We start from the raw sequence: 20,334 nt of genomic DNA on the forward strand, positions 1-20,334 counted from the left end.
AAAGATTATAGAAACGTCGTAACTTTATTTTAAAGCCATAACATATACTTCTACTCTTTAACAGTCTTTCTCGTAAGTTAAACAACTATATTTTTAAAATTAGCTTCTTGTTTACTTAATTATGAAATAACAAGAATATTTGAGGGCATTGAAGTCAATATTATAGTTGTTAAAAGAAAAAGGAGGTTATGATCATGAACAAACAACGTGCACAAGAAATTGCTGCTTCACCAGTTATGGCTAATGTAACCTATAATGGAGAGCAAATCTACATTCAAAATGTAGATGAAAATAATGAAACAGCTAGAATTTATCCTCTCAACCAACCAAATAATGAACAAGAGGTTCCTGTTTCTAGCTTAACTGAGCATTAATTGCTTACATGTTTTCTTGATAAAAACAGTTGTCGGAAAAATCTCGATAGCTGTAGCTTTAGAATAAAGTCTGATCGTTTATAAAAAAAGCGAAATCCTGCATTGATAATGCAGGATTTCGCTCTTTTTATTGTTACAAGGTATTAATTAAGATTGCAGAACCTATTTTGTGTATGTTTTGAAGAGGGGAAGACTTGGTAAATCAACCAAATTGAATGATCCAGCAGATTTAATTTTGGTTTTTATAAAAAAATTTAATTAAACATTTCAATTGGGAGATATTCAAACTCAGACTATATTGTGTCACAAAATAGTAATGAAAAGTGTGCTTTATATTATATATTTTTTTCGATTGTTGTAAAAGAAAATATAGTCCCATTTTTATTTGATTGTAAAGTATATTTTAAATCGAGCATTCTAGATATATCTTCAATTATTTTTAATCCTAGTCCCGCATTTTTGCTATTAATATCGAAACCAATTCCATTATCCTTAATAGAAACAACACTATTTTCAATGGTTACTTCAAGTTTTTTAGCTTTTGAATGTTTTAACGTATTTTGGAAAATGTTATCAAATAACCTTTGAAACCACAAAGCATTACTAGTCCATATCAAATCTTTATTTAGTGGATTATATATTAATTCAATATCATGAATATTATACAAATAATCCCACTTTTTAACCATGATTTCTAATAAATCATGTATATTCACTTCATCATTTAAAATATAAGAATTCTCTAACGTATCAGTGGATTGTAAATTAAATTCATTGGTTAATTCAGCAATATATTGTATTTGTTGATATAAAGATTCTAGTATGGGTGCTTGATCATTATATTGACCTTCTAAGTAAAATAATTGTAATCTCACGGCTGTTAAAGATGTATTAATATCATGTCTTAATTTATTTAAAAGTTCTTTTTTCATTTCCTCTTGCTGCTTAAGTTCTAATTCTCGATATGTAGTTCTTTCAATTAATAAATTTACTGACCTAATTAGTTCTCCTATTTCATCATCGCTTTTAACGTCTAATTTATTGGGGATCTTTTTATCACTAGCTAAATTTCGAATAGTTTTATTCAATATATTTATTTTATTTAATAGTGAGTTAATCGATTTCGAAAATAAAAAGGCTAATAACAAAAGTGATAAAAAAAATACGACTAGCATTGTAGGATATGCAAAAGATTCATGAAAAGGAATGCCATTATTTTTCATTTTAAAGGCCCTATCATAAATTACTGACATAAGGATACTAATCAATAGTAATAAAAACGGTACGCTTATAACAGCAGAAAATAACAATAACTGGTATTTCTTCTTCAATTTCATTTCTTCATATAGGTATTCAATCTATACCCTTCTCCATATATATTTTCAATAATCTCACCCATTTTATCATTGATTTTTGTTCTAATTTTTTTTATGTGTACATTCATGATATTTGGATTTCTGTCTTCAAGTTGCCATAAATAGTCAAAGAAATGTTCTTTCGTTAAAATTCTATCTCTATTTTCATATAAATAGAAGAATATTTTACGCTCAATCGCCGTAAAAACAACTTCATTATGCAAGTTATTATTGAAAACCTTTTTATGTTCTGCGTCAATATATAAATGTTTAATTTGCGTAAAAGTACCATATTGATTATCTAGCATTTTCTGCATCCTTAGTAACAACTCTCTAGGATCAAAAGGCTTTATCATATAATCCTCACCGATTGTCAAGCCATGGAGTTTGCTATCCATATCATTTCGAGCGGAAAGAAAAATAACTGGAATATTTAATCCGAGATTTTTTATTTTCTTTGTAATTTGATAGCCATCTTCACCTGGCAACATAATATCCATTATGACTAAATCTATCTCATGGATTATATCAATAATATTTTTTCCTTCTTTCTTCCAACAAACATTGTACCCTTCGCGTTGCAAAATTTTTTGCAATAAATCACCAATCATCAAATCATCTTCAACAATTAAAATGTTATATCCTTTCATCACTTAGGCCTTTCATTTTTTACTTTTTTAACAAATTCCATGGTTAGATTATATATTTCATCAGGTGCGTATAAATAAATGCTGTGCGTACCTTTAAGTGTTATTACATCTGCTATTAATAGTCGATCCGCAAACTCCTCATAATCTTTGTTTTGTTGTTTTGTATATTTCGAGTTTTTATATTGATCAGCAATCGCATCTATAAATAAAATAGGTGTTTCTTTTGGTAACGGTAGGTTAACTGATTTTTTACCGTTATTGTAACTCTGTAACAGCTCCTGCTCCATATCATCATTAAAAGCTTGTTTATATGATAGTGCTTTATAAATTTCTTTTTCATGTTCAGTTAAAAAAGATTGCTGAATCACTTTGGGGTTATAAGTAGCAGAAGGAACGAGTCGCTGAAAACCAATTTTCGTTAAAATATTCATTCCTTTTATTTTTAATGAATCAACTAGGCTTATTTTATAAGTTACATACTGCTGAGGTAAACCAATATCTAAAGCAATAATTGCCTTTATTTCACTTGGGTATTTTTGCGCCCAGTAAATCGCTTCTAAACCTGATAAAGAGTGTGGTACTAATATATACGGAGGTTTATTTCCACTTTTAATTAGCGCTTCTCTAGTTTGTTCTAATATTGTATCAATATCTCTATCATCGTGAAAAACATCACTGTATCCATAACCTGCTCTTTCTATTACAGCAATCTTGTTTTCTTTTGAAAACTTGCTATATAGTCCTTTCAATTCATAAACAGGAACAGCAATCCCAGAGCCAGACATAAATACATATGTATCCTCACCGTTTCCTTCATTATATACATTAATTTTTTTGTTATTAAAATTAATTAATGTTCCTTCATTTTTAATTAATGCAGCTTCTTTGCTTAATTGATAGTTATGGTAAATAAAAACAGATACTGATACGAGTAAGGTAAAGGCAATTAATATAACAAATATATGCTTTAATACTTTAAATAATTTTCTCATAGGATTATCCTTTCAAGTTATATTGAAAGGATACGATATAAAAATAAATTTCTAATTAATTTTATAGAAATTAAATTTTTCTTTGTGTTTTTAAATACAAGCTACTTTTCAACTTCAGGTAATCTCCTTCTTTTGGACATAAACGCCTTCCATTGGTAATCATAACCAAAGGGGAGGGAGCAACGCAACATTTTTACCAATGTCGTGACTTTATTTAAAACACCCCGACTTAAGTTCAAAGCCACAGCTATGATTAGATGTATGGAGTTAGTATAGTCATATGAGTATATTAGTTAAGTCCTTACAACGGATTTTAAGGATGAAGTGTCCGTGTGATAGCACTTGTATCGAGTAATTTTATGATATTTTTAATATATCGTACACAATAGAAAGTCTAGCACTATTTCAATATACCGAGGGGTGATATAATTGTAAGAGAATACATAGTAGAGTTAGTTATAAAACTCCTCAAGCAATAGAGAATTTGGCAGCTTAGGTTTACCTTTTTGTGTCCATTAAATTCAGTAATTAAAACAGATAGATAATATTCTAAAGGGGAGAAATTAATGAACAATATGGAAAAATACAGTAACGAATTAGATAGAAATAAAGATAATATAGTTACGTTATATATTACTAGACACGGTAAAACAATGTTAAATGCTAGTGAGCGTGTGCAAGGTTGGGCAGATTCTCCGTTAGTAGAGAAGGGTGTTGAAGTAGCTAAAGATTTAGGAAATGGATTAAAAGGTATTCATTTTGATGATGCTTACAGTAGTGATAGTGGCCGCGCAATTGAAACTGCTAACTTAGTATTAAAATATAGCGGGCAATCAAAGTTAAAACTTGAACAAAGAAAAGATTTACGGGAATTGAATTTTGGGATTTTTGAAGGCGAAAAGAATGAAATTATGTGGAAAGTTATTGGAGATGCTGCTGGAGTTACATCAGTAGATGAACTAATGGAGTTATCTATTGAGAAAATTGTTAATTTCATTGCAGCAGCAGACCATACGAAGCAAGCTGAAGATTGGAAAACCTTTTCAACTCGTATAAAAAAAGAAATTGATAAAATTAGTGAAGAGACTGCCAAAAATGGTGGAGGTACCGTTTTAGTTATATCTCATGGAATTGCGATCATGGCATTAGTAGACATGCTTGATAGTAGTAAAACAAAACTTGGATTAGAAAATGCAAGTGTAACTAAAATTCTCTATAAGGATGGAGAATATAAAGTCGAATCTGTTGGTGATATGAGTTATGCTGAAAAAGGCAAAGAAAGTGTAAGAGTATAAAAGGATGTCGAAAGTAATAGAATGAGAAAAAAGGCGCATTTCTTACGAGAGTAAGAGACCGCCTTTTTTTCTTGGAATCTTAAACACTTTAAAAATGTGAAAAAGTGCTAAAAATTCCCCTGATAACTTTCTTAAGTGATTTTAAATAAAAATTGAAGGGATTTTCACCATTTATATCGAATTTATGTGGTGAAAAATGGAAGTGGAGGGATTTTTATGAAAAGTTTTGTAAAACAGACTGCAAAATGGGTGACAGCTTCGACATTTGTGGGTGGGATATTATTTTCTCCTGGACTTACTATAAGTGCTGCGGAAACGGATTCCCCTGTAAAAGGAGCATACCATCCGGCAGTTACATCTCCTGTTCAGCTGAAGACACCATTTCAGTCGCAATTCATGAACAAGCACGGACAAGATATATTTGGTCCAGCCAATCCAGACTATAAAATGAACGTTAACTATGATTCTACCAATCATACTATTCAAGGGGAAATGACTGTCACTTTTAAGAACAATACTCGTACGCAGCTAAACGAACTTTATTTTAACTTGTGGGGAAACGCAGAAACATTTAAAGAAAATGGCGGAAGTATGTCTGTTTCTAATGTAAAAGTAAATGGGAAAACAGCAAAATATACTGTTGATAGTACTGCAATGCATATTTCATCTGTTCAAATTCCCGATAATCAAAAATCTACTGTATCGATGGAGTTTGTAGTTCATGTACCGGAACAACAAGATCGTTTTGGTTGGAATAAAAACACTGTTTCGCTTGGAAACTGGTTTCCCATTCTGGCAGTTTACGATAAAGAGGGCTGGAATGTAGATGCTTATTTTCCATATGGAGAATCTTTTTATTCTTTAACTGGAGATTTTGATGTAACACTTACGACTGATAAAGCCCAGGTCATTGCAACGACAGGAACGGAAGTGGGGCAACCAGGTATTTCAGGAAATTTAGCAACGCATCATTATAAAGCTAAACAAGTTCGCGATTTTGCAATAGAAATGGATACGACTTACAAAGTAAAACAAACGAAAGTAAATAATGTAAATATTAATGTGTATTATACAGATGAACAGGCAAAATACGCTGATTCTATGGTTGAGGCAGGGGTTGAGAGCATCAAGTTGTACAGTGACCGCTTTGGAGAGTATCCATGGCCAGAACTAGATATCGTTGGCATGGAAGGCTGGTTTGGCGGAATGGAATATCCGCAATTAACGATGATAAGTATCGCTGGTAATCCTTCTCAAGAATGGGTCAAACATGTTACTGCGCATGAAATTGGGCATCAATGGTTTTACGGCATTATAGGAAATAACGAGAACGATGAACCGTGGCTTGATGAATCATTTGCTAGTTTTGCAGCAGCGCTCTATGGCAAAGAACTTGATCAACTAAAAGCGGAACCTGTCGGTGACTATCATATTTCGTATCCTGTTTCAACATTTGCTGAACGTGCTGCAGAAGGCGGGATTGGAGCATATTATGGTATGATTTATGGTTACGGTTCAAGAACAGTTAATGATCTTCGTCTTGAACTTGGCGATGAAGTCTTTTACAAAGCGATGAAAGATTACTTTAACGAAAAGAAATTTGGTGTGAGTACGACAAAAGATTTTATTCAAATTATGGAGAAATCAACTGGAAGAGATTTGACAAATTTCTTTGCGTCTCATAGGGTATTTGTTTCCGACCAAGAATAAACAGAAAAACCTGCCACGAATCGAATGCGGCAGGTTTTTCTGTTTATTGATAAATATCCCGCTGATAAGTTGCTACTTTCATCATATACACTAATTTGTAGAAAATATTATCATAATATGAGAGGATGAAAATAACGAATTTTCATTCTAATATTGGTACAATTGCAGATGAAACTATATGGAAAATTGAATTGTTCAAGGTGAAAAATTAAAGGGGGGACGAAGAGATGAATCACCATTTAGAAGAAAGAAAATATACCTTTGATGATATTGTCTACGAATATGAAAAAATACGGACAACTTATCCAAGAGAACTATTTGCTGATATTATCAATTATTCAAAAATTGAAAAATATTCTCCCGTTCTTGAAGTTGGCTGCGGTACAGGAAAAGCGACGGAGGGGTTTGTTCAACTAGGATATAAATGTATTGATTGTGTTGGGCTTGGAGAGCAACTAGCTCAATTTACAGCTGATAAATTCAAATATGAAAAAGACGTCCAAGTGTATCGAAGCGCTTTTGAAGAATGGACTCCGCAACATTATGAATATTCGCTTGCATTTTCCGCAACTGCATTTCATTTTATTAATCCTGAAATTTGCTATCCGAAAGTGGCGAGTTTGTTACGTAATCATGGGAAAATGGCATTCTTTTGGACATATCACATACAACCTAATACAGATGTTTTTCGAGAGATTGGAGCTTGCTATGAAAAGTATGCATCACATTTACACCCTAATAAGTTATCAACGCCAGACGAACTAATTGAAGAACGAAAAGGTCTTACAATGCAGCATAATTTGTTTCAAGATTTAGTTGTGAAAACATATACGTGGACTGATATATATATAAGTAACGATTATATTGCACTATTACATACACAATCTGCGCATCGCTTGCTTCAAAAAGATATAAAAGAAAAATTGTTTCATAGTATTCGTAACGTAATCGAAAAACATGGTGGCATAATTGAAAAACCACAGTTTGTTGCGTTGTATTTAGCACGAAAAAAATAATAAGGGATATCTCGAAATACATTTTCTAACAACGAATCTACATAAGAGAGGGAGTTTTTGGATGAATAATTTCGAATGTAAAATGTTAACGATGTGTATGGTGCAAGATGGGGACAAAGTGTTACTAATGAATCGTCCAGATCGTTTGGGGTTTCCTGGGTTCATTGCTCCAGGTGGAAAAGTCGACTTTCCTGAAAGTATTGTAGACGGAGCAATTCGAGAAGTACGTGAAGAAACAGGTTTAATTGTAAAAGACATCATTTTTAAAGGGATATCCGAGTTTTGTGAGCCGAATATGAAATTAAGATATATGGTATTTAATTATCTTGCTACATCTTTTGAAGGAAAGCTACTTGAAGATCCACCTGAAGGAGAATTAGTATGGGTGGATATAAAAGATGCGCTAAATTTACCGATGCAAGATTGGTTCAGAAAAAGGTTTCCTCTATTCTTTGAACCCGGAACATTTGAATGGCACTCGGTGTGGGATAAAGAGCGTGATATTACTTTAAATAGGGTGGAAAAACATTATAAAGAATCAGAGTTACATAAAGTGTAAATAATGTATCTCCATTTTATTTTTTAGATAGAAGATAAATTTTTTTGTGATAAAAATAGAAACAGCCAGGAAATCTGACTGTTTCTATTTTTAGAATAAGGGATATTTCGTTATTTTCTTCATAAGATTCATTTTTATAATGCGATAGTGGGCAAGTAGTGCAATACATACCTCCAAGGATTATACCGGCCAATACATCTAGAGGATAATGTGCACCAACCCAAATTCTCGAAAAGACAATTTACATTCCAAAAATGACCCACATAAACTTATTTCCTCTACTAGATAGCCAAATCGTTACAGTAATTACTGAAGCAGTTGTAGCATGATCACTTGGGAAAGAAGAATTCGCAGTGTAATCAACCGATTATTTAATATGTTGCATAATAAAATTTCACGTAACGTAATGGAAAAGGATTATTTTTTATTATGTAGAATAAAAATGTGATGGCTATAAGCATTTTTTATAAAGAGATCGTATTGAATGAACCAAATTATAAATTCTATCTTGTTAACAGGAAGTTGGGAACTAGATATTCGGCATATGCTAGAACAATTAGTGGAGGAACTCCAACTAGACAAAGAAAGAATCATAGCGTGGGGACTATGTCACTGTATCCTTTCATTTTGGTGGTACATAGAAAGTCATGAACGAGTGCCTGAAGAAACAATTGCTTGTGCTCGCTGGTTTGATGAATTAAGAGTTAGTTTGAAATAGGATTGAACTGTTTAATAAAGAATATAGATCAATTACAAATAAAACTTTAGAAAACTAGGAGTGATTTCCGGTGTGTAATGTTGAGATAAGGAGACCACGAATTGAGGACATTGAAGAGCTAAATCAATTTTTTAGTACAACGATTAAAGATACGTTTGCTAAAGAAGGTTTATCAGAGTTGGTTGATGATATAGAAAAGGAAATTGAAAGTAAGGAACAATACTTGAAATGTGACTTTGATAGCAATGGGAGAAATCGATATTTTTTGATAGCTGTTGATAAAAGTTGTAATAAAGTTATCGGTACAATTGAATATGGTCCAGCTAGTCAACTGATTAACATTTGCACAGATAGAGCACTGAAAGAGTTATATGAGATAGGAACTGTATTTGTACTTCCAGAATATCAAAGGCGTGGTATCGGAACATTACTTCTAAATGCAATGTTTCTCACCCTGTTGAATAGGGATATTAAAGAATTTTGTTTGGATAGTGGATATACAAATGCACAAAAGATATGGAAGAAGAAATTTGGAGAGCCTGATTATTTACTGAAAGATTATTGGGGTGAGGGGTGTGATCATATGATTTGGAAGAGACGCACCGATGATATGTCTATAATATTTAGTAGATGAGTAAAGTGTGCTTTGGGATAGCACTACATCGTCATTAATCTAAGTTTATCCCGCATTAACGAGCAGTAAGACCCCCACTGATGGAAGTTTCACTTTATATAAGTTCAATTTTAGATGAGATTATTAATTTCTTCTTAAGACCTAGTTTCTGAGTTTACAAAAAAATAGAATAGATAGGAGTTCAATTACCATTGAAACAAAAACTATATTCTTATTGTTTACAAGGAAATGTTAATAAAGCTTATGAATATCTCCAAAGTATTGATAATAATATTGGTTTGGGAAAGCTTAAAAAGAAATACTACAACCGTTTTTTTGCTGAAAAACAAGTATTTCAATATAAAACAAAAGATACTTGGATTAGAAGTGTTATTAGAGTATATTACGAATACTTTATATCCGTCTTAACAAATAGAAAAAATAAAGAAGAAGCAGAAAGTATCTTAGCGGAACACCTTATAGAGTTGTTACCAGGAATTGAAACTACAAATGACCTAGATTCTATTGAAGAAATATTAGCTAAAGAGTTTAAAGCAAGAGGATTTTACTTTCTTGGAGGAGTTACTCCACCCTATAGGGGGCCATACATTTGGAGGAAAGAAGAGAAGGCTGAGTATGAAATTATCCTGCCAAATAAATCTAAAAAGGTTGTTGTATATTTCATGTCAGATTTTATTATGCAGAGCTGGTTGCATTTCGCTACCTTTGGTGGGAGAGCAGCAGGAGGATGGGCATCAAAAAATGCCTTATATTGTGTAAAAGAAAGGTATGAAAAAGTTTTAAATAAGCCGGATTTTTTATACTCTTATCTTGCTCATGAAGCGCAACACTTAGCGGACTATGAAGACTTCCCATGTCTTCTTCCTGTAGATTTAGAATATCGAGCAAAATTAGTAGAATTAATTTACCATCCTTTAAATAATAAGGTATTAATGAAAAGGTTTTTATCAGACGCTGATAATAATAGGGAGAATCCACATCCATATTCAAGTTATGTAATTTGTGCTAATTTGTCAAAAGAAATATATAGTGTGGATTATGTGACTGATCCTGAAAGGTGGAGGGAAATCGATTCTAAAATACTTAGTAATGTAGCTCAAGAGTTGTTTCGAAAACATACTAACTTATTAACCAATCAGGGGAAAGAAAACGTAGAGAGTGTTATTTAAAAGAGGATTACTTAAAAATATATTGAATGGCTTTAATTAACTTAAAAATAAATGATACTGTATTTTGATAGAAAATTGCGGGGGTTCTGAAAGATGAAAATTTATTTAACGAGACATGGCCAAACAGAATGGAATGTTGAAAATAGAATGCAAGGTTGGAAAGATTCTAAGTTGACTAATGAAGGAATAAATAATGCAATTTCTTTAAGTAAATCATTAAAAGATATAAAGTTTGATACAGTTTATGCGAGTACAAGTAATAGAGCGATAGAAACAGCTAAATTTATTATTGGCCAAAATGATACGAATCTCGTATTACACGAAGATTTAAGAGAAATTAATATGGGTGCCTGGGAAGGGAGAACACATGAAGAAATTAAACAATCTTTCCCTACACAATACAAGAACTTTTGGGAAAATCCAACACAATATGAACCAGCTGCTGGAGAAACGTTTGAGCAATTCGTACATAGGGTCGTGTCTATATTTCATACTATTATTTCAAATCATCAAGATGAAAACATTCTAATTGTTACGCATGCTGTGTTTCTCAAAGCATTACTTATGCATGTCAAAGGTAAATCTATTACAAATTTATGGGACCCTCCTTTTCTATATGGTACAAGTTTAACTGTTTTAGAAATGAAAGATGGAAATTATAATATACAGCTAGAAGGAGATACTACACATTTTGATAAGGTTGTAACAATTTAACGAACTGTTGATAGTAGGGACTCTATTTTCGTTTTTTTGTCACCAATTCGAGAATAGGGTTTTTCTAATCTGGGAATTTAGAGCATCAATACAGTTAGGAATTGACATAAATACTAGAAAGGAATGATACCCATGAATCGAATCGCTATCGTTGCAGCATGGGAACCAGAGCTTGCGTATTTACATAAATATTATCCAAGTTATCGTAAAGAAGACCGAGCGGCTTGGAAATTTCATTTTCATAATATGAACGGGATTGAAGTCGTTTCTGTCATAACCGGAGTCGGTAAAGTCCAATGTGCAAGTTGTGTTCAGCTTCTTATTAATGAATTTCAACCAGAACGACTATTTATGACAGGAATTTGTGGAAGCTTATCAAATAAGGTGAAAAACGGTGATATTGTTGTCGCCACTAAAGTTATGCAACATGATGTAACAGGTGCGGGAACTGGAGCAGATCCGTTTGATTTATATACGGGCAGAGCAGCGTGTATTCAACCTTCGAAACATTTGATTAAAGAAATGAAAAAGTTGCAATTAGTTTATACCTCTCATTATGGTACCTTCATTTCAGGCGATCAACGTATTCGTAGTTCGGAAACGAGAGAATTGCTTCGGACAGTTTACGGAGCACTTGCGGTGGATCAAGAAGTTGCTGCATTTTCTTACGTTTGTCATGTGAATGGCAAGCCATTTCTTTGCTTAAAAGCTGCTTCAGATCAAGCGAATGATAAAACAGTAGAAGAGCAAAGAGTATTTAAAATGTTAGCTTGTGAGAAAGCGTGTGAATATATAGTTGCATTTTTATTGCATTCTTTTAAAGAAATCAAAGCGTAGGTTTTCTCAACTATTTGTTAATGGATTTTTTAGAAAAAGCATTTTAGGTGATGGAGATGCAAATGAAAAAAAGTATACAAACAGTTGGTACGATTTTATTTTTGGTAATCATCTTCATGATTGTTTTAGTTTGGAAAACAGCTACAGGTAACGAAATAAAAAAGTCTACAACGAAAATAGATAATAATACAGTTTCTAATGGGATAGATGGTTATATCTTGCTTCAGGGAGATACTGTGTTTTTTATTTACGAGAAAAATATTAAAACAGATAACGACAGAAAAAATTTAGAAGAAAGGCTAAAATGGAGCATTCCCGCTGACGCTATTTTGCAATTTAATAATCCAAGTATAAAAAAGGAATTACAAACGGGTGATAAAGTTAGAATAGAGTGTAGTGAAATACTTGAATCTTATCCTGCAAAGGTACGGGTTACAAAGTTAGAGAAAATTCAAGGTTAAGAGAGAGAGGTTTCATGCAATATTTAAAAATGTTGATGTAATTATGGATTATTTAATCATTAGAGTTACCAAAAGTGAATAATTAAAAAATAAACAAAATTAGTTATTAGCTTTCTTTTGAAACTAAATATATTATAATGGATAGGAAAAAGTTTTAGTAAAGAGGTTATGAAAATGGATAAAGTATACAACGATTTATTGAACATATTAGATGATAATAAAGTTAAAAAAGATGAACCGTTAAAACGATACACTTTCACTAAAACGGGTGGAAATGCGGATTATTTTGTTTTACCTACTACGTATCAAGAGGTACAAAACGTAATAAAATATGCAAATCAAAATAATATAGATTTCACTATTTTAGGTAATGGTTCAAACATAATTATTAAGGATGGCGGCATTAGAGGGATTGTTCTGAATTTAACTAAATTGACTGATATCTCATTGAAAGATAATAAGATAATTGTTCAAAGCGGGGCAACCATTATTGATACTTCTAGATTTGCATTGAAAAATCATCTAACTGGATTAGAATTTGCTTGTGGAATTCCAGGAACAGTTGGCGGAGCAGTATATATGAATGCGGGAGCATATGGTGGCGAAGTATCACATGTTATTGAAAGTGTATTAGTTATAACTAGAGATGGCGAAATTCTTAATTTAAATAAAAATGATTTAGAATTAGAATACAGAAACAGTTGCATTTCTAGAAAAGGATATCTTGTGTTAGAAGCGACATTTGATTTACAGGAAGGTGAATACAATATAATCAAAGAAAAAATGGATGAATTGACATTTTTGCGTGAATCAAAACAACCATTAGAATATCCTTCTTGTGGTAGTGTTTTTAAACGCCCTCCAGGTATGTTTGCTGGTAAGTTAATTCAAGATAGCGGGTTGCAAGGGAAACAAATAGGAGATGTCCAAGTATCTACTAAGCATGCTGGATTTATGGTGAATGTAGGCGAAGGTACAGCGAGTGATTATGTAAAACTTATCCGATATGTGCAAGAAACGGTAAAATCTAAATTTAACGTAGAGTTAGAAACAGAAGTAAAAATTATTGGAGAAGATTTAGTATCTTAATGGTAAGCGCCTCTCGAAATGAGAGGTGTTTTTTATTTGGGATAAATAAGTATAAAGAATTAGACCTGTTGTTAAAAAGTAATCTTGATTGGACAATTGTACGTTTACCATTTGTAGTAGAAGGAGTTGCTACTAGCAGAATAAAAGAGAGTTTGACAGATATACCGGGTATAAAGATTTATAATGGTGATATTGCTGATTTTTTAATTAGACAAATTTCCAGTCCTTTATATGTAAGAAAATGTCCTTTCATTGCTAATTAATAGTTTGTAGTCGATTAATTGGTTACCTATTTCCCTTTATGTTATTAGTACTGTATCAGCAAAAAAGCAAGATTCTCTGAAAAAATTAGGAACCTTTTTTGCACCTTTTAATATCCTTTTATTGTAAAATATTTATAGATGGGAGGAGTGTACATGAAATTTGAAGATAACAGAATACTAGGGATTCAGTTAGGTGCTTTACTAGTGACAGAGAATCATAGATATTTAGTGATAAAAAAAAATAATCATTATTCTCTGCTTAATATTGAAACAATGGAATGCAGTATATTAGAAGTAGCATTGGAACATATTGAAGAAGTGATGGCAGAGGATTTGCAGGAATCAGTCAAACAAATTATTCTTGCTGAGCATTTGAAACTTGTTGCGAAGAATATTGTATGAAAGGGCGTCTTTTAAATAGATAATACTGAATATTTCATCATTATCGTTTTAGAATCGTTACAAACGCAATTTGAATCTCTGCTACAAGCAGAGATTCAATGCAATTTCAGTATTAGATGTATGAAAATCCAAATCATACACATGTGGAAAGAAAGGGAAATCTTCAAGAACTTGCAAGAACATATGACTTTGACTTTGTAAACTGGAAAGGTTATGAAAACTGGTTAGCAATAAGACGTTTGTATATTTTACATATTTTTGAATCTCCTTTTCGCAATTGCACAAATAGGTGCCAGATGTATAAGCAACATAAAGAGAATCCAAAACAAGCCTTAATTAATTATAAAGAAGCGCTATCTTTAGGAAGTACAAAATCAGTAAAAGAAGTGTATGAAGCGGCAGGTATTCGCTTTGATTCTTCACCGTAAACAATTAAAGAGTTAATGGAATTTTTGGAGAGGGAGTTGGAGTTATTTGAAGGAGAGTAACAAGATGTTGAGATTTTAATTTACAATAAATATTTTATTATTAGCTAGTACAGGAAAAATACAGTTAAATTCCAAAATAGATTTTGGAGAGTTTCAAAATAGGAAGGATTGGTAAAGTGAAAATATCTGCATTACAAAGAGAAGTTAGAGAGTTTAGTAAAAATAAAGGTTTTGAGAACTCAACGATTGAAGAAAGAACCTTATTTTTGGTTACAGAAATAGGAGAGGTCGTTCAAGAAGTCTTAAAAATCTCTTCCAAACCTGACTCTGATAATATAAATGAACTAAAGGAACAGTTAGGTTTTGAAATATACGATGTGGTATGGAATCTTTTTGATCTTGCTAACAAACTCGATATTGACTTAGAAGATACATTTAGAAAAAAGAGTGAGATAAATAAATATAGACATTGGGATGTATAAAAATAGTCGGTTTCTATATTTTCATTAACTTTTCCCTAGACGATTTGAAAATTATGATCAAAAATATCGTGCGAAATTTAATGGTGTTATATATGAAGTATCTAGTCAGGGATGTTCTTTAGAAGAAATAAAAAAGCTTTTAGAAATGTTTTTGCAAACACGTAGTTAATAAAAAATATGTATTATATAATTATATTATGTAAACTGTATACGGGAGATAAAGAAAAAATTTTTTTATTTAGCAATAAGAAGTATGAGATTAATTGTTTGGAAAGATAGAACCTTTATATTATTGATAGTAATTAAAATACTGAAAATTCGGGGTGGATTATAATGGAATGCTTAATAGGGGATGTAAAAGTTCATTATGAGGTTTATGGTTCTGGAAAACCGATTATCATGCTTCATGGTTTTTCTCCTGACCATAGGTTAATGTCAGGTTGTATGGAACCTATTTTTTTACAAAGAGAAGGCTGGAAACGAATTTATTTGGATTTACCAGGCATGGGACAAACAAAGGGACATGAATCTATTCAAAACTCAGACGACATGTTAGATCTTGTAATAAAATTTATAGATACGATTATTCCAGATGAATCTTTATTAATCGCAGGTGAATCATACGGAGGTTACATAACTAGAGGAGTTATATCTAAGAGAAAGGACAAAGTAGATGGAGCAGCATTTATTTGCCCTTTGATTATCCCAGATATAAACAAGAGACAGCTTCCTCTGCATACCGTTATTTATCGAGATGAAAAGTTTTTATCTCAGTTAAGTACGGAGGAACGTGAGAATTTCAGTTTGAAATTTGTAGCACTAAACGAAAATAATTGGCAACGTTATCTTGAAGAGATTATATCAGGTATTAAAATAGCAGATGAGGCGTTTTTAACAAAAATAATGGAGCAATATGCTTTTTCATTTGATGTGGATAGTCAGTTATCCCTGTATGAAAAACCAACCCTCTTTTTATTGGGAAAACAGGATTCAGTAACAGGCTACAAGGATGCTTGGAAGATTCTTGATAAATTTCCTCGTGCTACTTTTGCTGTTTTAGATAAAGCGGGACATAACTTACAGATTGAGCAGGATGTTTTATTCCATTCGTTAATAAATGAATGGTTAAATAGAGTAGAAGAAAATATTGCAGCTTTTGAATAAAATTTAATAATTTGTAGAAGAGATGATTAAAAATCCTGTTTCATGCAGGATTTTTTCTTAATAAATTAATGTATGTAATTTAGTGAAACCATTAAAAGTGAGTGGTCATTCATTCATTTTTGTGCTAAACTAAAAATACAGAATATTCAAAACTATAGGAGGGAAATATGGTTATTAAAACAGGTGACGTTTTTACATGGGAAAGAACTTTTACTGAAGACGATGTTTTGCAGTTCGGAAGTTTTTCAGGTGACCAAGGTAGGCATCATATTGAACGTGATGAAAAAGGTCGTTTAATGGTGCAAGGTTTATTAACTGCAAGTATAGGGACGAAAATTGGTGGTGATGTAAATTACATCGCAAGAGAAATGATAAGTGAATTTATTCGACCTGTTTTTACTGGAGATACCATTACATGCGAAATAACTCTTACAAATGTTGAACAAATGGAAGGTTTTAAAAAGGTAGAAATAAAGTCAGTATATCGCAATCAAAATGGGAAAGAAGTAATGCTAGGATCAAGTCATGGAATTATTCGGGACTGAACATTCTAAAATTGTAAATATGTATTAGTGGAATTTTTTACATAAAAAGTAATTAGATTCCATACTATATATGAGTATAATGTGGGCTAGTAAAGCTAGCCTTTTTTCATTTCATTTAAATGTTTCATACGGATTTACATGATTGTAGATTTTGTAGTAATTGGAGTGACCATCCAGACACTCCTTGATTTTCTAGAGAATTTCACTATTCTTTCCGTAAAAGATGTAGTTGTTAACAGAGTTCCAATGTTCAACGGTGTTAAGTCCTTCATTAATCTCTCTACGGACTTCCTCAAAGTGTAGATAATCACATAAAAAAATGGTCTTAATTGCTTTCCTCAACTCACATAGAGCTTGATATCCCTCGTAAATCGTTTTCGCTGATGCGGTACCTAATCACAAAGCAGTCGTAAACTTAATGATTTGCTCATACTGTTGACGAATCAAATCCCAGTTAAGGTAAAGGGCTTACTTAAGACGAGCTGCAAGTGAGGGGATTCCTCATTCATTCCCGCTTCATGTCAATACAATTTCTGAAAGTCAATATCTTTGAAACGTGGCATCAGCTTAAAATCAAACAAATATAAAAGGCAAACGTGACAACATTTTGTCCGTGCGTGTCGACATAATTTCGATCTATTTACATATCTGTGCAATGTTGAAACCCCCTCCATCATGGCTGCCCCCCTTTTCGAATATTAGTAATACTTACTTACAAATTAAAATCTTTAATTTTATTTAATTATAATTTATGAGTATACTTACTGTAATAATATTTTGAATATTCACAATAGTGATTATTCGAACACTTCCATGTGAGGTAAAGGGGGGAATCATTTAATGAGTTATCATTTAGACGAAAATCTGAAAAGAAGTGCAAGTAGTTTCCCAGACAGTATCGCTTATATCTATAGAGATAAAAGTGTTACTTATAAGGAACTAAATCAGCAGGTGGATCGATTGGCTGCTGGTTTGTCTGCCCAAGGAATAGGGAAGGGAGATGGAGTAGCTCTTTTATTAGGGAATAGTCCTGAATTTCTTATTACGTACTACGGCATTTTACGACTAGGTGCATTTGTTGTTCCGATGAATCCTTTGTATACCAAAGAGGAAATCAACTACATTTTAGACGATAGTCAAGCGAAAGCGGTTATTGCGCACATATCCGTAGAACCAAAGTTGGCAGAATTAAAGGGACAATTGGAACATCTAAAGCTAGTTATTTATACAGAAGCCGAGGAGCAGGAATGGACATGGGAGCATCTGATGGAAACAAGCAATAATGTTTACATAAACCCTTTCATTGATCAAGAAGACCTTGCAGTTATTCTATACACATCAGGAACAACAGGGAAACCAAAGGGTGCGATGTTATCTCATCTGAACTTGGCTTCGAATGCAGATGCCATTTCAGAATTAATTGAACTCCATGATAAAGATTGTGTAGTAGCTGTTCTACCAATGTTTCATGTTTTTTGTATGACTATTTGTCTGAATGCGCCAATTGCTTGCGGGGCAACTGTCTTGATTCTACCTAAATTCAGTCCTCTTGATGTTATCAGTACCATTCGAGAAAAAAAGGCAACAGTGTTTGCTGGAGTTCCTACGATGTACAATTTTATCTTGCAATTGCCTGAATCTACTGCGGAAGATTTCTTATCCATTCGCGTGTGTATCTCTGGAGGTGCCTCGATTCCGGTCGAGCTATTACAAAAATTTGAAAACAAGTATGACGTTTCTATCATGGAAGGGTATGGCCTTTCGGAAACTTCTCCTCTCGTTGCTATTAATCCTTTACAGGGAACCCGTAAGCCAGGATCTATCGGTCTAGATATACCAGGCGTCAAAAGCAAAGTTGTCAATGAGGACGGAAAAGAAGTGCCGAGAGGAGAAGTCGGAGAATTAGTAGTTCAAGGGCCAAATGTAATGAATGGATACTTAGGGATGCCACAAGCTACATCAGCTGCCTTAATAGATGGATGGCTTTACACTGGTGATTTAGCAACAATGGATGAAGAAGGATACATCTACATCGTTGATCGCAAGAAGGACATGATTATTGTTGGTGGATACAATGTATATCCTCGTGAAGTAGAGGAAGTTCTGTATCAACATCCTGCTGTTGTAGAGGCGGCCGTAATCGGAGTTTCCGATGGAGAATACGGAGAAAATGTAAAAGCTTATGTCGTAGTCAATGATGAACAGGTCACCATGAATGACATTATCCGATTCTGTCAGGATAGGCTGGTGAAGTACAAGCTTCCTAGACAAGTGGAATTTTCTAAAGAGTTACCTAAAAACGCAACAGGGAAAATTTTGCGTAGAGAGTTAAGACAATTGATTGAAGTCAAGTAAGAAACTAACCATATTATTGAAGGAGGAGTATTTATGTCGTCCATTTTAAAGGAAAAAGTTCAAGGACCAGTAGCGTGGAAAGGTATGGATCTAGCTAAAGATGATTCATGGGTTTATTATTTGTCCGAGAAAACGATTGCATCCCTTGAAAGCGCTTTAATTCATGTTAAACAAAAGGGGCTAAAAGCACCTAATTTTAACAAGGAGGACTTCCTGATTCCGGATCTCTCTGACGAAATTGCGTACTTTGTGGAAGAACTAGAGAATGGGAGGGGGTTCCTATTAATTCGTGGATTACCAATGGAAAGGTATACGGATGAAGAAGCGAGCATCATTTATTGGGGTCTCGGACTTCACATGGGCATTCCGGTATCGCAAAACGCAAATGGGGACCTCTTAGGGCACGTCATTGATCAAGGTCTTAGCTTAGAAAATTCAAATGTACGCGGTTATCAAACGAAACTGCATCTTCCTTTTCACGCAGATGGATCTGATGTCGTCGGATTATTAAGCCTTCGAAAAGGGAAATCTGGGGGGTTCAGTAGTATCATAAGTTCAATGGCTGTTTATAATGAAATTCTGGAGAAGTACCCAGAGTATCTTGGAATTCTCTGTCGTCCATTCATCTTTGATCGTCGCGGTGAGGAAGCGCCAGGTGAATCTCCAGTATTTACATCACCAATTTTTAGTTATTATGATGGTAAATTGAGCTGCAGATATGTCCGTACATTTATAGAATCAGCACAAGCGAAAACAGGTATCCATTTGTCAAAAGTCGAAATTGAAGCGTTAGACATACTGGATTCCCTCCTTCATGATGAAAATATGCATTATAATATGATGTTGGAAGAAGGTGATATGCAATTCGTCAATAATTATACAGTTCTTCACTCACGTACACAATACGAAGACTATGAAGAACCGGAACGCAAACGTCATTTATTAAGATTGTGGCTCACGATGCCAAATGGTCGAGAAATTGCAAACGATTTCGCGATGTTTATTGATGAGAAAACAGGTAAAGCGGGTCGCGGTGGTATTCCCGTACGTGGAAAAACAGCTGGTGGTATTGTAGAAAACTTGAAGTAATTGAGCTTAAACCTGAAAGTCTTACCTGTATAA

The 20,334-nt window shown here is 33.1% G+C and carries 22 protein-coding genes and 3 pseudogenes; 20 read left to right on the forward strand and 5 right to left on the reverse strand.

What is annotated here, in order from left to right:
• Window positions 1–194 precede the first annotated feature (194 nt).
• Window positions 195–374: a small acid-soluble spore protein H gene (locus NKR74_RS10535; protein ID WP_098307448.1), complete on the forward strand. Its 180-nt coding sequence runs from the start codon at window positions 195–197 to the stop codon at window positions 372–374.
• Window positions 375–709: 335 nt separating this feature from the next.
• On the opposite strand, the gene NKR74_RS10540 is transcribed toward NKR74_RS10535, so the two are convergent.
• Genes NKR74_RS10540 through NKR74_RS10550 form a run of 3 tightly spaced genes read right to left on the reverse strand, consistent with a single transcriptional unit; the run spans window position 710 to window position 3,371 of the window.
• Complete coding sequence (locus tag NKR74_RS10540) at window positions 710–1,711, reverse strand: sensor histidine kinase (RefSeq protein WP_253629501.1); 1,002 nt, start codon at window positions 1,709–1,711, stop codon at window positions 710–712.
• A complete protein-coding gene (ybdJ, locus tag NKR74_RS10545; RefSeq protein ID WP_253629502.1) occupies window positions 1,708–2,379 on the reverse strand; it encodes a two-component system response regulator YbdJ in 672 nt (223 codons plus the stop codon). The genes NKR74_RS10540 and ybdJ overlap by 4 nt, the downstream gene beginning before the upstream one ends.
• Window positions 2,379–3,371, reverse strand: a complete 993-nt coding sequence (locus tag NKR74_RS10550) for an alpha/beta fold hydrolase (protein WP_253629503.1) — start codon at window positions 3,369–3,371, stop codon at window positions 2,379–2,381. The genes ybdJ and NKR74_RS10550 overlap by 1 nt, the downstream gene beginning before the upstream one ends.
• Before the next feature lie 566 nt (window positions 3,372–3,937).
• Between NKR74_RS10550 and NKR74_RS10555 the strand changes: the two genes are divergently transcribed.
• The 4 genes from NKR74_RS10555 (at window position 3,938) to NKR74_RS10570 (ending at window position 7,951) form a co-directional block, all read left to right on the forward strand.
• Entirely contained in the window at window positions 3,938–4,666 is a 729-nt protein-coding gene (locus NKR74_RS10555; RefSeq protein ID WP_253629504.1) for a histidine phosphatase family protein, read from the forward strand.
• Between the two features lie 216 nt (window positions 4,667–4,882).
• A complete protein-coding gene (locus NKR74_RS10560) occupies window positions 4,883–6,376 on the forward strand; it encodes a M1 family metallopeptidase (protein WP_253629505.1) in 1,494 nt (497 codons plus the stop codon).
• Between the two features lie 227 nt (window positions 6,377–6,603).
• The gene (locus NKR74_RS10565) at window positions 6,604–7,392 is read left to right on the forward strand and encodes a methyltransferase domain-containing protein (RefSeq protein ID WP_253629506.1); all 789 of its coding nucleotides are present in this window, start codon (window positions 6,604–6,606) and stop codon (window positions 7,390–7,392) included.
• A gap of 61 nt (window positions 7,393–7,453) precedes the next feature.
• The gene (locus NKR74_RS10570; RefSeq protein WP_253629507.1) at window positions 7,454–7,951 is read left to right on the forward strand and encodes an 8-oxo-dGTP diphosphatase; all 498 of its coding nucleotides are present in this window, start codon (window positions 7,454–7,456) and stop codon (window positions 7,949–7,951) included.
• A gap of 16 nt (window positions 7,952–7,967) precedes the next feature.
• On the opposite strand, the gene NKR74_RS24110 is transcribed toward NKR74_RS10570, so the two are convergent.
• Window positions 7,968–8,144, reverse strand: a complete 177-nt coding sequence (locus NKR74_RS24110; protein WP_375337662.1) for a hypothetical protein — start codon at window positions 8,142–8,144, stop codon at window positions 7,968–7,970.
• Between the two features lie 291 nt (window positions 8,145–8,435).
• Between NKR74_RS24110 and NKR74_RS10575 the strand changes: the two genes are divergently transcribed.
• The 13 genes and pseudogenes from NKR74_RS10575 to NKR74_RS10635 all read left to right on the forward strand — a co-directional run bounded on the left by NKR74_RS10575 (window position 8,436) and on the right by NKR74_RS10635 (window position 16,857).
• Complete coding sequence (locus NKR74_RS10575) at window positions 8,436–8,669, forward strand: hypothetical protein (RefSeq protein WP_098307517.1); 234 nt, start codon at window positions 8,436–8,438, stop codon at window positions 8,667–8,669.
• Between the two features lie 70 nt (window positions 8,670–8,739).
• Window positions 8,740–9,303, forward strand: a complete 564-nt coding sequence (locus tag NKR74_RS10580; RefSeq protein WP_098307519.1) for a GNAT family N-acetyltransferase — start codon at window positions 8,740–8,742, stop codon at window positions 9,301–9,303.
• Between the two features lie 191 nt (window positions 9,304–9,494).
• On the forward strand, window positions 9,495–10,472 hold the full coding sequence (locus NKR74_RS10585) for a hypothetical protein (protein WP_253629508.1): 978 nt from the start codon (window positions 9,495–9,497) through the stop codon (window positions 10,470–10,472).
• A gap of 93 nt (window positions 10,473–10,565) precedes the next feature.
• Window positions 10,566–11,186: a histidine phosphatase family protein gene (locus NKR74_RS10590; protein ID WP_253629509.1), complete on the forward strand. Its 621-nt coding sequence runs from the start codon at window positions 10,566–10,568 to the stop codon at window positions 11,184–11,186.
• A 132-nt stretch (window positions 11,187–11,318) separates the two neighbouring features.
• The gene (gene mtnN, locus NKR74_RS10595; protein WP_253629510.1) at window positions 11,319–12,023 is read left to right on the forward strand and encodes a 5'-methylthioadenosine/S-adenosylhomocysteine nucleosidase; all 705 of its coding nucleotides are present in this window, start codon (window positions 11,319–11,321) and stop codon (window positions 12,021–12,023) included.
• A 56-nt stretch (window positions 12,024–12,079) separates the two neighbouring features.
• The gene (locus tag NKR74_RS10600) at window positions 12,080–12,484 is read left to right on the forward strand and encodes a DUF3221 domain-containing protein (RefSeq protein ID WP_253629511.1); all 405 of its coding nucleotides are present in this window, start codon (window positions 12,080–12,082) and stop codon (window positions 12,482–12,484) included.
• A gap of 168 nt (window positions 12,485–12,652) precedes the next feature.
• A complete protein-coding gene (gene murB / locus NKR74_RS10605; RefSeq protein WP_253629512.1) occupies window positions 12,653–13,573 on the forward strand; it encodes a UDP-N-acetylmuramate dehydrogenase in 921 nt (306 codons plus the stop codon).
• Window positions 13,574–13,617: 44 nt separating this feature from the next.
• A pseudogene (locus NKR74_RS10610) lies at window positions 13,618–13,836 on the forward strand (NADH-flavin reductase); the annotation flags it as partial.
• A gap of 153 nt (window positions 13,837–13,989) precedes the next feature.
• A complete protein-coding gene (locus NKR74_RS10615; protein ID WP_253629513.1) occupies window positions 13,990–14,238 on the forward strand; it encodes a hypothetical protein in 249 nt (82 codons plus the stop codon).
• A gap of 116 nt (window positions 14,239–14,354) precedes the next feature.
• Window positions 14,355–14,666, forward strand: a pseudogene (locus NKR74_RS10620) (M3 family oligoendopeptidase); the annotation flags it as partial.
• 176 nt (window positions 14,667–14,842) lie between these two features.
• On the forward strand, window positions 14,843–15,148 hold the full coding sequence (locus NKR74_RS10625) for a MazG-like family protein (protein ID WP_253629514.1): 306 nt from the start codon (window positions 14,843–14,845) through the stop codon (window positions 15,146–15,148).
• A gap of 330 nt (window positions 15,149–15,478) precedes the next feature.
• Window positions 15,479–16,312: an alpha/beta fold hydrolase gene (locus tag NKR74_RS10630; RefSeq protein WP_375337696.1), complete on the forward strand. Its 834-nt coding sequence runs from the start codon at window positions 15,479–15,481 to the stop codon at window positions 16,310–16,312.
• Window positions 16,313–16,479: 167 nt separating this feature from the next.
• Window positions 16,480–16,857: an FAS1-like dehydratase domain-containing protein gene (locus NKR74_RS10635; protein WP_253629516.1), complete on the forward strand. Its 378-nt coding sequence runs from the start codon at window positions 16,480–16,482 to the stop codon at window positions 16,855–16,857.
• 148 nt (window positions 16,858–17,005) lie between these two features.
• Here NKR74_RS10635 and NKR74_RS24115 read toward each other — a convergent pair.
• A pseudogene (locus tag NKR74_RS24115) lies at window positions 17,006–17,552 on the reverse strand (Tn3 family transposase); the annotation flags it as partial.
• 145 nt (window positions 17,553–17,697) lie between these two features.
• On the opposite strand from NKR74_RS24115, the gene NKR74_RS10645 reads away from it, so the two are divergent.
• Both NKR74_RS10645 and NKR74_RS10650 read left to right on the forward strand, forming a co-directional pair.
• Window positions 17,698–19,212, forward strand: a complete 1,515-nt coding sequence (locus NKR74_RS10645) for a long-chain-fatty-acid--CoA ligase (protein WP_253629518.1) — start codon at window positions 17,698–17,700, stop codon at window positions 19,210–19,212.
• A gap of 33 nt (window positions 19,213–19,245) precedes the next feature.
• Window positions 19,246–20,301 carry a TauD/TfdA family dioxygenase gene (locus tag NKR74_RS10650; protein ID WP_098309861.1) on the forward strand — a complete coding sequence of 352 codons (1,056 nt, stop codon included), beginning with the start codon at window positions 19,246–19,248 and terminating at the stop codon, window positions 20,299–20,301.
• Window positions 20,302–20,334: the final 33 nt, after the last annotated feature.

The organism is Bacillus sp. 3103sda1 (assembly GCF_024159135.1).
Taxonomy (GTDB): Bacteria; Bacillota; Bacilli; order Bacillales; family Bacillaceae_G; genus Bacillus_A; species Bacillus_A rhizoplanae.